The organism is Georgenia halophila (assembly GCF_039541595.1).
Genome location: NZ_BAABGN010000002.1, coordinates 363,196 through 376,113, shown reverse-complemented (window position 1 = coordinate 376,113; position 12,918 = coordinate 363,196). Strand labels below are relative to the sequence as shown.

Below are 12,918 nucleotides of genomic sequence, written 5' to 3'. Positions count from 1 at the left end.
AAGGGAGCGTCGTGGACGAGCGAGCGGACATCTGGGCCGGCCAACGGGCGTCCCTGCTCGACCTGTGCGCCCGGGCGCAGGACGGCAGCCTGGTGCCGCTCGGCGGGCACCACACCTACGACGCCGAGCTCGCCCGCAGCTACCGGGCGTCAGCGGTGCTGCTGCTCTTCGCGCCGCCCGCCGAGGCTGCGTCGTCGGACGGCTCCCAGGCCGCGGCGTCGCGCGGCGGTGCTGGCGCCCGGCCGGATCTCTTTCTCGTCCAGCGCTCCCGCGCGCTGCGGAACCACCCGGGCGAGGTCGCTCTTCCCGGCGGGCGCCTCGAACCCGGCGAGGACGCCGTCGCGGGCGCGCTGCGTGAGGCTCACGAGGAGATCGGGCTGCATCCGGACCACGTCGAGGTGCTCGGCGAGCTCACGCCGCTCCTCATGCCGCACAGTCGCTTCGTCGTCACCCCGGTGCTCGGCTGGACCCACCGCGCCGACGAGGCCACCGAGGTCGAGCCCGGCGAGGTGCTGCACACGCTGCGGGTCTCGGTCTCCACGCTCGTCGACCGGGACACCCGCTGCACCGTGACGTTCGCCGGCCGTCGCAGCCCGGGCTTCCACCTGGACGACGGGATCGTGTGGGGCATGACGGCGAACCTCCTCGACCACGTCCTCGACGAGCTCGGCTGGGCGGGCGAGTGGGACGCCGGCCGTGAGGTGGCGTTGCGCCGGGACACCGACGGCGTGTGGGTGCCGGACAGGTAGCCTGCCACGGTGACCACCGAGATCGAGATCGGCCAGGGCAAGCGCGCCCGGCGTGCCTACAGCTTCGACGACGTCGCCGTCGTGCCCTCCCGCCGCACCCGTGACCCCGAGGACGTGTCGGTGAGCTGGCAGATCGACGCGTACCACGTCGACATCCCTGTCCTGGCGGCGCCCATGGACTCGGTGATGTCACCGGCGACGGCGATCGAGCTGGGCCGCCTGGGCGGCATCGGGGTCCTGGACCTCGAGGGTCTGTGGACCCGGTACGAGGACCCGACCTCGAAGCTCCAGGAGATCGTCGACGTCGACCCGGCCGAGGCCACCAAGCGACTGCAGAGCCTTTACGCGGAACCGGTCAAGCCCGAGCTGATCACCCAGCGCCTCGGCGAGATCCGCGACGCGGAGGTGACCGTCGCCGGCAGTCTGAGCCCGCAGCGCACCCAGGAGCACTGGCGCACCGTCGTGGAGGCCGGCGTCGACCTGTTCGTCATCCGCGGCAACACCGTCTCCGCCGAGCACGTGTCCTCGCAGGCCGAGCCGCTGAACCTCAAGCGCTTCATCTACGAGCTGGACGTGCCCGTGATCGTCGGCGGCGCCGCCACGTACACGGCCGGTCTCCACCTCATGCGCACCGGCGCGGCCGGCGTGCTCGTCGGGTTCGGCGGGGGAGCGGCCCACACCACGCGCGTCGCACTCGGCATCCACGCTCCGATGGCGTCCGCGGTGGCCGACGTCGCAGCCGCCCGCCGTGACTACCTCGACGAGTCCGGTGGTCGGTACGTCCACCTCATCGCCGACGGCGGTGTCGGCCGGTCCGGCGACATCGTCAAGGCCGTGGCTTGCGGCGCGGACGCCGTCATGCTCGGTGCCGCGCTCGCCCGCGCCAGCGACGTGCCGGGCCAGGGTTGGCACTGGGGGCCCGAGGCGCACCATCCCGAGCTGCCGCGCGGTGAACGGGTCCGTGTCGAGACGGTCGGCACGCTCGCCGAGATCCTCCACGGCCCCTCCTCCAGCGCCGACGGCACGCTGAACCTGGTGGGTGCCCTGCGGCGGGCCATGGCCACCACTGGCTACTCCGACCTGAAGGAATTCCAGCGGGTCGAAGTCGTCGTCTCGCCCTACAGCCCGTTCTAGTGGCACGGCACGGCGCTGCGGCCCCCGAGATCGGCGAGCTTCGCGACGGTGAGGCCGACGCCGTCGTCGCGCTGTGGCAGGAGTGCGGGCTCACCCGGCCCTGGAACGACCCCCACGCCGATATCGCGCAGGCACGCCGTGTTCCGACCTCCACCGTCCTCGTCGCCCGCAGGAACGACCGCGTCGTGGGGTCGGTCGTGGCGGGCCTGGACGGGCACCGCGGCTGGGTCTACTACCTGGCGGTGGTCGAGTCCGAGCGCGGCAGGGGCCTCGGCACGGAGCTGCTGTGCCATGCCGAGCAGTGGCTCACCGACACCGGCGCCCGCAAGGTCCAGCTGATGGTGCGGGACGGCAACCCGGTCGCCGGCTTCTACGAGGAACGCGGGTACGAGACGCAGCACGTCACCGTGCTGGGGCGCTGGCTGGTGTAGTCGCCGCTCGCTGGTGTCGTCGGCCGGGCCGCTCGCTGGTGTCGTCGGCTGGTGCACCGACGGCCAAACGTGCCTCCGTGACAACGCCATGGTTACTCGGTAATGTCCCGGTTACCGAGTAACCAGCGCAGCCGAACGGGGCGGTCATGAGCAGGCACGAGCACGAGGACGAGCGTCAGGTTCGCCGGCAGATCTTCCTTCTCTCCTGGCAGGTACGGCGCCGCGCGCGGGACAGGCAGGCTCGACTGGTGGCGCGGCGGCTCGACCAGATGGCCGTGCGGGCACAGATGGCCGCCGCGGGTGGTCTGCGTACCGAGGGAGGCCGCTGATGTCGGTCCGGCTCGGTCTGCTGGCGCTCCTGGGTGAGGGCTCTGCCGGCGTCTACCGGCTCCGCAAGGACTTCGAGTCGAGGACCGGTGGCACGTGGCCGCTTAATATCGGGCAGGTCTACACGACCATCCAGCGCCTCGAGCGCGACGGGTTCATCGAGCCGGCCGCCGCGGACAGCGAGGTGGAGGAATATCGGCTCACCGAGTCGGGTGCGGCCGAGCTGGCGCAGTGGTGGGCGACGCCGGTGGCCCGGGACCATCCCGGGCGGGACGAGCTCGTCATCAAGATCGCGCTCGCCGTCACCGCGCCTGGCGTCGACGTCGCCGCGATCGTTCAGGCGCAACGCACGGAGTCGATGCGCTCGCTGCGGGACTACACCCGCCTCAAGGCCCGCACCGGCACGGAAGACCCGGACGACCTCGCCTGGTCCCTCGTGCTCGACAACCTGGTCTTCGCCGCGGAGGCGGAGATCCGATGGCTGGACCACATCGAGGCGGCCGTGGTGCGCGCCGCCGGCCGGCCAACGCCCCGCCGAGGCGCGGGCACGGCGGCGCACGACGACGTGGCCGACGAAAGGTCGAGCCGATGAGCGAGGAGAACGGACACGCGCCGCACGGGCGACGCGCCGCCGGACCGCTGGCCGGCGAACCAGGACCGACGCTGTTGACCATTGCCGAGGTCACCCGCGTGCACCAAGATGGACCGACCGAGGTGCACGCCCTAGACAAGGTGAACCTCCAGGTCCGCGTCGGCGAGCTGGTCGCCGTCATGGGGCCCTCGGGATCAGGTAAGTCGACGCTGCTCAACATCGCCGGCGGCCTCGACACCCCGACGTCGGGCACGGTGGATCTCGCCGCCGACGCCATCTCGGGCCTGGACGTGAAGAAGCGCGCCGCGCTGCGACGTCGCAAGGTCGGGTACGTCTTCCAGGACCTCAACCTCATCCCCGCGCTGACCGCGGCGGAGAACGTCTCGCTGCCGCGTGAGCTCGACGGCGTCGCCCTGCGGAAGGCCCGCGCGGAGGCGCTCGAGGCGCTCGCCGAGGTCGGCGTGAAGGACCTCGCCGACCGGTTCCCCGAGGAGATGTCCGGCGGTCAGCAGCAACGGGTGGCGATCGCCCGGGCGCTCGTGGGCCCGCGGCGGCTCGTGCTCGCCGACGAGCCCACCGGCGCGCTGGACTCGCTGACGGGCGAGGCCGTGATGAAGGTGCTTCGCGCACGGGTGGACGAGGGAGCCGCCGGCCTGCTCGTCACCCACGAGCCCCGGTTCGCGGCGTGGGCCGACCGGACGGTCTTCCTGCGCGACGGCCGCGTGGTCGACAGCACGGGTGACGACCCTGCCGAGCGCCTTCTCGCCCGGAGCCGGTGAGGGCCGATGATGCGGAGCCTGACACGATGGGTGCCAGCACTGCGGATCGCGAGTCGCGACGCCCGGCGGCACAACGGGCGGACGGCGCTCGTCGTCGTGATGATCATGTTGCCGGTCATCGTGGGCGCCATTGCCCTGACGGCGGTGACCTCGGGGCGACCGACAGACGAGACCTACGTCCAGATGAATCTGGGGGACACCGCCCAGGCGCAGCTGCTGCAGGCGAGGTGCGCCGGCCCGGTGCTGCAGAACGTGCGGGGCGAGAGACCCTGGAGCGTCTGCCAGGCCGATGTCCAGACCGAGCCTGACGTGGAGGCTCGCGCCGACGCCGGCTTCGACGCCGGTCCGGATCGGCGAGAGCCGACCCAGGCCGACCTCGTGGCGGCGCTGGGTGACGTGGAGCTGGTGCGGTCGCTGACCGGGGGAGTCCAGGCGTCGACCGGCGACCGGTCGAGGCAGATATGGGTCGACGAGGTCGACGTGTCCCGGGTCCCCGGCGTGTTCACCGCTGGACGGGGGCGGCTGCCGGAGCGGCCCGGAGAGGTCGCACTGACCGAAGACCACGCCGACTCGCTCGACGTGGAGATCGGCCACACCATCACTGTCAAGGTCGAGCCAGCGCAGGGCGCCGATGCCGATCCGGGCACCGACGCCAAGCCTCGTCACGACGTCGTCACCGCGGAGGCCGCGGTCGTCGGCGTCCTCGCCGAAGAGTGGTTGAGCCCCGGCAGCGTGGCGTATCCAGGCACCGTGCCGGGACTCGCCTCGTACGCGGAGCCCGGACCCTCGCCCCACTCGTGGTTCGTTCGTGGCGATCCCGTCAGCTGGGAGCAGGTGCTCGCGCTGAACGACCTGGGGATGCGGGTGATCAGCCGGTCGGTCATCGAGGACCCCCCGGATCCCGCGGAGATGCCCCTGACGGGTCACGAGACGGGCCGAGGGACGGACCTCCAGAGCATCGGCATCGTCGGCGCGGTCGTCGGAGTCGGGTTGCTGGAGGTGATTCTGCTCGTCGGTCCGGCGTTCACGGTCGGTGCGCGCCGCAGCTCACGGCAGCTCGCGATCCTTGCCGCGACCGGTGGCACGCCCCGGGACATGCGCCGCGTGGTGCTCGCCTCAGGCCTGGTGCTGGGGCTCCTTGCCGGTGTGCTGGGAGCCATGGTGGGTGTGCTCCTCGCGCTCGCGTTCAACGCCGTGATGGTGGCACGCGGCGAGCTGGTGGTGCCGAACATCGTCATCCCGTGGCTCCTGCTGATCGCGCTCGTGGGCTTCGCCGTCGTGCTCGGGGCTGTCGCGGCGTTGCTGCCCGCACGTCGGGCAGCGAAGGACGACGTCGTCGCCACGCTCGCCGGTCGGAGGCGCGAGGCCCGCCAGCATCGGGCCGTGCCATGGGTGGGCGTCGGGCTGGCCGCGCTCGGTCTCGCCGTCGCCTCGTACGGTGCCTACGGCGCGACGGTCGGGACGGACGGGTACGGGGCGTCGACGACGCACACGGCAGCACTTCTCGCCGGCGCCGTGCTCCTCGAGATCGGCATCATCGTCGCCGCCGGCGGGATCGTCACACTCATCGCGAAGCTGGCACCCCGGTTCCCCGCTGCCATTCGGCTCGCCCTGCGTGACGCCGGCAGGCAGCGCGGGCGCACCGCTCCCGCTCTCGCCGCCGTGGTGGCCGCCGTCGCAGGCATGGCTGCCGTGAGCGTCTACGTCACCTCGGAGGCAGGCTACCGCGAGGCGATCTATCGGCCGAGTCTCGCTGAGGGCACTCTGGAGATCGGCTTGACCAGTCTCGATGGTGCGAACGAGGACCGGAGCGCCGATCTCGCGGCGGCGGCCGACGCGGTGGGCAAGGTCCTCCCGATCGCAGACCAGGCGTCGGTCTCCGTGGGCGTACCGGTGGGGGACTTGCCGGACCAGCTGCTGACCTCGATCCGCGCGCAGCCGAGCCCGGGCAACGCGTGCCCGCTCGCCGGCCTGGGTCGCCGGCCGACCGAGCAGGAGCACGCCGACGCGCTCGACGATCCACGGTGCGGCCGCCTCGCGGAGAACTCGCGTCGGCGTGCATGGGCCGGCCCGCATACGTACGTCGACGACGGCACCGCCACGGCGCTCGTCGGACTGCCCGGTGCGGACAAAGCGGCGGCCGCGCTCGCCGACGGGAAGGCCGTGGTCAACGACCGGTACGCCGTCTGGTCTGACGGGAACGCCCGGATCACCTTCGAGACCTCCGATGGGAAGTCCGCTGAGACGACGGAGACCATCGAGGTGGCCGCCGAGTCGGTGGAATGGTCGAGAACTCAGTACTCCGTGATCCTCCCGCCGGCGGCCGCGGCAGAGCTCGGGATGGAATCCAAGGTCGTAGGGATGATCCTCGTCCCGGACGAGCCGGCGAGCGACGCGGACGTGGCAGCGGCGAGGGCCGCCGCGGAATCCGTGAGCGGCGACATCGATGTCGCGGTCGAGAGCTCACCGGTCGTGGAGACCAGCATCGACATGCTCGTCCTTCTCGCGGGCGCGACACTCCTCGGCGTCGTGGCGACCTGGATCAGCGTGGGACTGGCTGCGGCCGAGTCTCGATCCGACCTGGCGACGCTCGCGGCCATCGGGGCATCACCGGCGATGCGGCGCTGGGTGGCGGGTGGGCAGGCGGCCGTTCTCGCGGTCACGGGTGTGCTGCTGGGCGTGGCCACCGGAATCGTCATGGGCGCCGTGTTCGTGGATTTCTCCGCCGGAAGCTCAGGAATCGACCCCCGGTTCGGAGTCTCGGTGCCCTGGCTGCTGCTGGGAGCGACGATCATCGTCATCCCTGCTCTCGCGGTCCTCGGTGCTATGGCTGCTGCGCCGTCGCGTCTTCCGTTGGTCCGCCGGCTGGCGCAGTAGGTGGCTGACGGCGTCGGTCCCGGCACGGCATCGGTGGACATGTCCGTGTCGTACGCTCGCCACCGACCCCGATGGTGCGGAACGGGCCGCACCTGAGCAGGAAGGACCGTCAATGGCCCAGCGCAGTGCTGTCGTCGCCTCCAAGGTCGGGCTGCACGCCCGACCGGCCGCCGTCTTCAGCAAGGCGGCCGCGGAGAGCGGGATCCCCGTGAAGATCTCCAAGAGAGGCGCCGAACCGGTCGACGCGGGCAGCGTGCTCGCGGTCATGACGCTCGGCGCCGACCAGGGCGACGAAGTGACGCTGACTGCCGAGGGCGCTGATGCCGAGAAGGTGCTGGACGAGCTCGCCGAGCTCATCTCCAAGGACCTCGACACCTGACGATGGCCCTCGCCGGTCCCGGCTTCCGGCCGTCGTCGCGCCGTTGGAGAGGTGGGACAATGACATGCGGGACACAACCGACGAACGAGAGGCATGGAGCAGCGTGACCCACGAGGACGACGCCGGCGCAGCGGACTACCGCATCGAGCACGACACCATGGGCGAGGTCAGGGTCCCGAGTGACGCGCTCTGGTCCGCGCAGACCCAGCGTGCCGTCGAGAACTTCCCGATCTCCGGCCGCGGGCTCGCCTCGCACCACATCGCAGCCCTCGGGCAGGTCAAGCGGGCCGCGGCGATCGCCAACGCCGAGCTCGGGGTGCTCGAGCAGGACGTCGCCGACGCCATCGTCACGGCTGCCGACGAGGTCATCGCCGGCAAGCACGACGCGCACTTCCCGATCGACGTCTTCCAGACCGGTTCCGGGACGTCATCGAACATGAACACCAACGAGGTGATCGCCAACCTCGCGAGCACCCGCCTCGGAAGCAGAGTTCACCCGAACGACGACGTCAACGCCTCGCAGTCCTCCAACGACGTCTTCCCGTCCTCCATTCACATCGCCGCCACGCAGGCTGTGGTCGAGGAGCTGTTGCCGGGCCTGGAGACCCTCGCCGACTCGCTCGAGCGCAAGGCCGACGAGCTCAAGGACGTGGTCAAGTCCGGACGTACCCACCTGATGGACGCGACCCCCATCACGCTGGGGCAGGAGTTCTCCGGATACGCCACGCAGATCCGCTACGGCATCGAGCGCGTCAGGGCGACGCTGCCGCGCCTCGGTGAGCTGCCGCTGGGCGGGACCGCCGTCGGGACGGGCATCAACACCCCGGCCGGCTTCGCCCCACGGGTCATCTCGCTGATCGCCGAGAACAGCGGCCTGCCGCTGGCCGAGGCCAGGAACCACTTCGAGGCGCAGGCGGCCCAGGACTCGCTCGTGGAGACCTCCGGAGCGCTGCGGACCATTGCCGTCTCCCTCACCAAGATCGCCAACGACCTGCGCTGGATGGGCTCCGGACCCAACACCGGCCTCGCCGAGATCCAGCTGCCCGACCTGCAGCCGGGATCCTCGATCATGCCGGGCAAGGTCAACCCCGTGATCCCGGAGGCGACGGTCATGGTGGCCGCCCAGGTCATCGGGAACGACGCCGCCATCGCCTTCGCCGGCTCGCAGGGCAACTTCGACCTCCTGGTCACGCTGCCCGTCATGGCCCGCAACATCCTCGAGTCGATCACGCTCGTCGCTAACGTGTCCCGGGTCCTCGCGACCCGCACGGTCGACGGGCTCGTGCCCGACGTGGATCGCTGCCTCGCGCTGGCAGAGTCCTCGCCGTCGATCGTCACCCCGCTGAACCGGATCATCGGCTACGAGGCGGCCGCGAAGATCGCCAAGCACTCGGTGACGAAGGGCATCACCGTGCGCGCCGCCGTGGAGGACCTCGGCTACGTCGAGCGCGGCGAGGTCACCGCGGAGCAGCTCGACGCGGCGCTGGACGTCCGATCCATGACGGGGCCGGCGCAGGGCTAACCGGATGACGACCTCGCCGGACCCGGCGGTGCTCCTGGCGTACGGAGCCGACGTCGGTGCAGCCACCGATCTCGCCCGTGCCTGGGACGCGCTCGTGAGCTGGCGGGTCCACCGGCGGGCCGGCCTGCGCGTGCGGGCGTCGGGACCGGCCGCAGTCGGCAGTCGGGTCGACCTCTTCCTGGGGCCGCGGTTCGCGCGGATGGGCGGAACCGACGAGGTCACCGAGCTCATCGAGACAGACGGTCTGGCCCGCCTGACCTACCGGACCCGACCCGGGCACGCGGAGCGCGGTGAGCAGACCTTCGAGCTCAGCACCGACGGCGGACGCCTGCGCCTCGACGTTTCCTCGAGATCCGCCACGGACCACCGGCTACTCATGGCGTTCGAAACCGCCGGTCGGCTGGGCCAGCAGTACATGGCCATGCGTTACGTGGGCTCCATGCGTCGTCTGCTGGTGCGGCGGTGAGGCTTCGCCGGGTCACGCCGGAGCGGCTCGAGGTGGCTCCGCACGTCCGCGCGACGGCCTCCCCGGCACGCTGACCCGCCGGGAGCTCGGGGCGGCGGGTGCCGCGCCCACGCTCACCAGGCCGTCGGCGAGCGCGCCGACGGCGTCGGCCGCCTGATCCGGCGCCAGCCGGACGGTCGCCACGCAGACGTTGTCCCGCCACACGCTCATGGTGACGAGGCCGACCTCCGGCCTGCCGGAGATGAGCACGCCGCGCCCCTCGTCGCGGACGTCAGCGATCCACCGCGCATCCGGGGTGATGTGCGGCATCGACGACATGCGCCGATCGTCCTCCGGCTCACCCGGCCGGTCAACAGGTGGTCAAGGGTTTCTGCGGTCGACGAGCGGGTAGAGCACGCCGATCGTGAACGACGCCGAGCCGAACGCCTCACCCTGCCCTTCACCCGGGTCGTGTTCTCCCGACGTCGAGGCATGCGGTCGCGACGTGTTCGGTGATGTTCCCGCCCGGGGATGCAACGCTCTTGTCCGTGCGCCCCGTCGCCATCGGCCGCGACGAGGTCGGTGTCGCGCAGAGCGGAGATATCGGTTCGGCAACGACGCGGACCGGAGCTCTCGGGCGCTGCTAGCGTCCGGGTGATCCCGGCCCGGCCATCGGCCCCTGTCCGGCACGTTCGGCGCTGCTGGCCCTCGCGGACACGGCCGTGATCCGGGTCGGACATGGTCGCGGTGCTCCCTCCGACGAGCGCTCGCGGCGCTGCTGCCGATCGCGGGGCGCGCTCCTTGCCGGCAGGAGGAGAAGCTGCGGAACGGAGACCTTTTGATCATGCCTGCAGGCGCGGCCACGCGGCGCATGCCCTCCTTGCTGGCCGCCGTCGTGCTCGTGACGCTGGGCGGGTTGACGGTAGGTGGCGCGGCCGCGTTCCTCACGGGGCCCGCACAGGCGGTCGCGGGCGACGGAGAAGCATCGTTGACCCTGGTCAAGGAAGTTGTCAACGACGACGGCGGATGGTTACGGGCCGAGTATGTGACCTTGACCGCGAACGGCGACGAAGCGACCGTTTCGGGAGAGAGCGGAAGCGACGACGTCACCGGCGTATCGGTTCCGGCGGGTCGGTACGCTCTCTCGGAGGACGAGGTGCCGGGATACGCCGCGCGCGACTGGACGTGCACCGGCGGCAGCCTCACCCGTGATGTCGTCACGCTCGCGCCGGGCGCCACCGCGACGTGCACGATCGTCAACGACGATCTGCCGTCGACGCTGACACTGGCCGCCGAGGTCGTCAATGACGACGGCCGATCGGCGGTGGCGGGCGACTTCGTGCTCACTGCTGAAGCGAGGGGCTACCAGCTGCAGAGCCTGAAGAGCCCCACGATGTCCGGGCCCAGCGGGAGCGCTGCGGTCACCGATGTGCCCGCACCGGCGGGGAGCTATCTGCTGGCTGTGCGCGGTCCGGACGGTTACGTGCCCGGGAGCTGGACCTGCCGGATCGGTCGCCACGAGGCGCCCATGGAGGGCAACCTCGTATTCCTTCAGGTCGGTGGCGTGACGTGCACAGTCACCGTCGACGATGCGCCGGTCAACCTCCGGCACGGCACGGTGACGGGTGCCGTATCGGTCGAGAACGGCCCGTTGGAGGGGGCGCGCGTCACGCTGTCCGCGGAAGGGGGGCCCGCCGTGCGGGCGCCATCGGCGCGCACGGTCGAGTCGGGGACGCGCCAGGCCCGAACGGACGTTGACGGCTCGTACGTCTTCGAGGACGTGCCGTTCGACGGTGACTACGGCACGTCGTACGTCGTCACGACGAGCTGGCCCTCCCGGTCTCTCGATCTCGAGCACGAGCAGGTGGTCACCCTCGAGCCGACGACTGCTGGGGCCGTGGAGGTCGCCACGGAGCTTCCAGTGCACGCCGGCGGAATCGCCTGCGAGCTCTCCGGCCCGGACGGCGCCATGTCCGGTGTGGCCGTGAACGTCCGTCAGAGCGCGGGCGGAGCCATCCTCCAGAGCCGGGAGTCGGACGAGGCCGGCGGGTGCCGGTTCGGGACACTTCCCGCTCCGGAAACCTACGTGATCGAGACGGTGCTACCGGGAGAAGAGTCGCGAACCGACGAGATCGTCGTCGAGCCCCATCGGGTGACGACCTACGCACCCAGCTTCGGTTCGGTTCCCGGTCCCGAGCCGTCGCCGGAACCCGAGCCGTCGCCGGAACCTGGGCCGTCGCCAGAACCTGGGCCGTCGCCGGAACCTGGGCCGTCGCCGGAACCTGGGCCGTCGCCGGAACCTGGGCTGACACTCCCGCAGCTCCCGGTGGCCCAACCTGGGGGCCCTGCCTCCGGCGCAACCGGTGCAATCGGCGCAACCGGCACAGCCGGGCCCGAGGGGCCGGACGCCGGAGCGGTCGAGGAGTTGCCGGAGGCGGCCTCCTCGGCGGAGGCACCGGCCGCCAGAGCCCCCGCGGGTGACACCCGAGCCGCCACGGCCGCAGACGACGGTGCCGGCTCCGCGGCGATCGGCATCGAGCGCGACGATCCGGCGGCTCCGAGTGCTCTCACGGCGTCCATCCCGAGCGCCCTCGATCTGGTCGCACACCCGGAGAGGATCGCCTGGGCGGCATCGGTGGGGCTGGTGTGGACATTGCTCCTAGCGCTGGCGACCAGCGCCCTCGACTTCGGCATGAGCACTCGTTACGACGGCTGGACCGCGAGCATTCAACGGCGGTTGCCCCGGGTGAGCGCACTCGCCCGGCCGATCGGGTCGTTCTTCGCCTCGGGGAGAGTGCTGGCTCTGGCGGTGCTCATCGCGCTCAATGGGGCGGTTCTCGGCTTCGTCGATCCAGGGATCGGGCTCGATCCGGTGACGTTGCGCCTCCTGGCCTCGACCGTTCTCGGCACCGTTGTGGGCGCCCTGCTTCCCCGACTGATGGCGCTGGCAGTCGCACGCGCCCGGTGGGGCGCGCGTGTCACCCTCCGGCCGGCGCCGTGGGGCCTGGTGGTCGCCTCCCTCGGAGTGCTCGCGTCGCGCTTGCTCGCGTTCACCCCCGGACTCTTGAGCGGCGTCACGCTGCAACTGGACGATGCCTCGGTGCCGGCCGTGCGTGTCCGGGTTCTTCGCCTGCGGCTCGCCGTGGCGCTGTCGGTCGGGGCAGCCGCGTGGGTGCTGTCCGGCATCGTCCCGTCCCAGGGCAGCTGGGGCGCGCTGCTGGTCCATGACGCGCTCGTCACGGCGGCGGTGATCGCGGTGATGACCACGTTCGTCGAGCTGCTGCCGCTGAAGGTCTTCGCCGGCGACACGCTCTTCCGCCGTGCACGCCGTAGCTGGTTCGCGTTCGTGGGCGTCAGCGCGGTGGCGCTCGCGGCGATCGTCGTGCCGCAGCCGGGCAACTGGCTCGCGGTCGGCGCCCGGGTGTACTGGTGGCTCCTCGTCGCGACCGTGGTGGTCGTCCTCGCCGTCGTCGCCCTCGGAGTGCTGAGCCGCAGAGAGGCGGCCACCAAGAGCCGTGAGGAAGTGCCCGTCGGCGCAGACGCACGAGACTGACGGACGCGACGGCGGAACGACACCTCAGGTGCGGGTCACCGCACCTGGGCTCATGCTCCTGACGTCTCGGCGGTTTCGTTGCCGCTGGCTGGCGCGGTACGGAACACTGAGTCTCGGATCCATTCGTACG

At 71.4% G+C, this 12,918-nt stretch carries 12 protein-coding genes; 11 read left to right on the top strand and 1 reads right to left on the bottom strand.

Annotation, left to right across the window (positions count from 1 at the left end; genetic code table 11):
* The first annotated feature begins 11 nt into the window (after window positions 1-11).
* The 10 genes from ABD907_RS03145 (at window position 12) to ABD907_RS03100 (ending at window position 9,256) form a co-directional block, all read left to right on the top strand.
* On the top strand, window positions 12-749 hold the full coding sequence (locus ABD907_RS03145) for an NUDIX hydrolase (RefSeq protein ID WP_345215030.1): 738 nt from the start codon (window positions 12-14) through the stop codon (window positions 747-749).
* A 9-nt stretch (window positions 750-758) separates the two neighbouring features.
* A complete protein-coding gene (locus tag ABD907_RS03140) occupies window positions 759-1,883 on the top strand; it encodes a GuaB3 family IMP dehydrogenase-related protein (RefSeq protein ID WP_345215029.1) in 1,125 nt (374 codons plus the stop codon).
* Complete coding sequence (locus tag ABD907_RS03135; protein WP_345215028.1) at window positions 1,883-2,314, top strand: GNAT family acetyltransferase; 432 nt, start codon at window positions 1,883-1,885, stop codon at window positions 2,312-2,314. Before ABD907_RS03140 ends, ABD907_RS03135 begins: the two co-directional genes overlap by 1 nt.
* Window positions 2,315-2,460: 146 nt before the next feature.
* On the top strand, window positions 2,461-2,643 hold the full coding sequence (locus ABD907_RS03130) for a hypothetical protein (RefSeq protein ID WP_345215027.1): 183 nt from the start codon (window positions 2,461-2,463) through the stop codon (window positions 2,641-2,643).
* A complete protein-coding gene (locus ABD907_RS03125; RefSeq protein ID WP_345215026.1) occupies window positions 2,643-3,233 on the top strand; it encodes a PadR family transcriptional regulator in 591 nt (196 codons plus the stop codon). Before ABD907_RS03130 ends, ABD907_RS03125 begins: the two co-directional genes overlap by 1 nt.
* Window positions 3,230-4,012 carry an ABC transporter ATP-binding protein gene (locus ABD907_RS03120; protein WP_345215025.1) on the top strand — a complete coding sequence of 261 codons (783 nt, stop codon included), beginning with the start codon at window positions 3,230-3,232 and terminating at the stop codon, window positions 4,010-4,012. The genes ABD907_RS03125 and ABD907_RS03120 overlap by 4 nt, the downstream gene beginning before the upstream one ends.
* A gap of 30 nt (window positions 4,013-4,042) precedes the next feature.
* The gene (locus ABD907_RS03115) at window positions 4,043-6,889 is read left to right on the top strand and encodes an ABC transporter permease (RefSeq protein ID WP_345215024.1); all 2,847 of its coding nucleotides are present in this window, start codon (window positions 4,043-4,045) and stop codon (window positions 6,887-6,889) included.
* A 112-nt stretch (window positions 6,890-7,001) separates the two neighbouring features.
* On the top strand, window positions 7,002-7,268 hold the full coding sequence (locus tag ABD907_RS03110) for an HPr family phosphocarrier protein (protein ID WP_345215023.1): 267 nt from the start codon (window positions 7,002-7,004) through the stop codon (window positions 7,266-7,268).
* Window positions 7,269-7,332: 64 nt separating this feature from the next.
* The gene (locus tag ABD907_RS03105) at window positions 7,333-8,790 is read left to right on the top strand and encodes a class II fumarate hydratase (RefSeq protein WP_345215022.1); all 1,458 of its coding nucleotides are present in this window, start codon (window positions 7,333-7,335) and stop codon (window positions 8,788-8,790) included.
* 4 nt (window positions 8,791-8,794) lie between these two features.
* Window positions 8,795-9,256, top strand: coding sequence for a DUF1990 family protein (locus tag ABD907_RS03100; protein WP_345215021.1), 462 nt, complete (start codon window positions 8,795-8,797; stop codon window positions 9,254-9,256).
* A gap of 12 nt (window positions 9,257-9,268) precedes the next feature.
* Here the strand turns inward: ABD907_RS03100 and ABD907_RS03095 are convergent, their stop codons facing one another.
* On the bottom strand, window positions 9,269-9,574 hold the full coding sequence (locus ABD907_RS03095; protein WP_345215020.1) for a hypothetical protein: 306 nt from the start codon (window positions 9,572-9,574) through the stop codon (window positions 9,269-9,271).
* Window positions 9,575-10,079: 505 nt separating this feature from the next.
* Between ABD907_RS03095 and ABD907_RS03090 the strand changes: the two genes are divergently transcribed.
* A complete protein-coding gene (locus ABD907_RS03090; protein ID WP_345215019.1) occupies window positions 10,080-12,788 on the top strand; it encodes a hypothetical protein in 2,709 nt (902 codons plus the stop codon).
* Window positions 12,789-12,918: the final 130 nt, after the last annotated feature.

What these genes read in the sequence shown, in the direction of transcription:
- ABD907_RS03130 (WP_345215027.1), top strand. Translation starts at nt 2,461, where the DNA reads ATGAGCAGGCACGAGCACGAGGACGAGCGTCAGGTTCGCCGGCAGATC.
- ABD907_RS03125 (WP_345215026.1), top strand. Translation starts at nt 2,643, where the DNA reads ATGTCGGTCCGGCTCGGTCTGCTGGCGCTCCTGGGTGAGGGCTCTGCC.
- ABD907_RS03120 (WP_345215025.1), top strand. Translation starts at nt 3,230, where the DNA reads ATGAGCGAGGAGAACGGACACGCGCCGCACGGGCGACGCGCCGCCGGA.
- ABD907_RS03110 (WP_345215023.1), top strand. Translation starts at nt 7,002, where the DNA reads ATGGCCCAGCGCAGTGCTGTCGTCGCCTCCAAGGTCGGGCTGCACGCC.
- ABD907_RS03105 (WP_345215022.1), top strand. Translation starts at nt 7,333, where the DNA reads ATGCGGGACACAACCGACGAACGAGAGGCATGGAGCAGCGTGACCCAC.
- ABD907_RS03100 (WP_345215021.1), top strand. Translation starts at nt 8,795, where the DNA reads ATGACGACCTCGCCGGACCCGGCGGTGCTCCTGGCGTACGGAGCCGAC.
- ABD907_RS03095 (WP_345215020.1), bottom strand. Translation starts at nt 9,574, where the DNA reads ATGTCGTCGATGCCGCACATCACCCCGGATGCGCGGTGGATCGCTGAC.
- ABD907_RS03090 (WP_345215019.1), top strand. Translation starts at nt 10,080, where the DNA reads ATGCCTGCAGGCGCGGCCACGCGGCGCATGCCCTCCTTGCTGGCCGCC.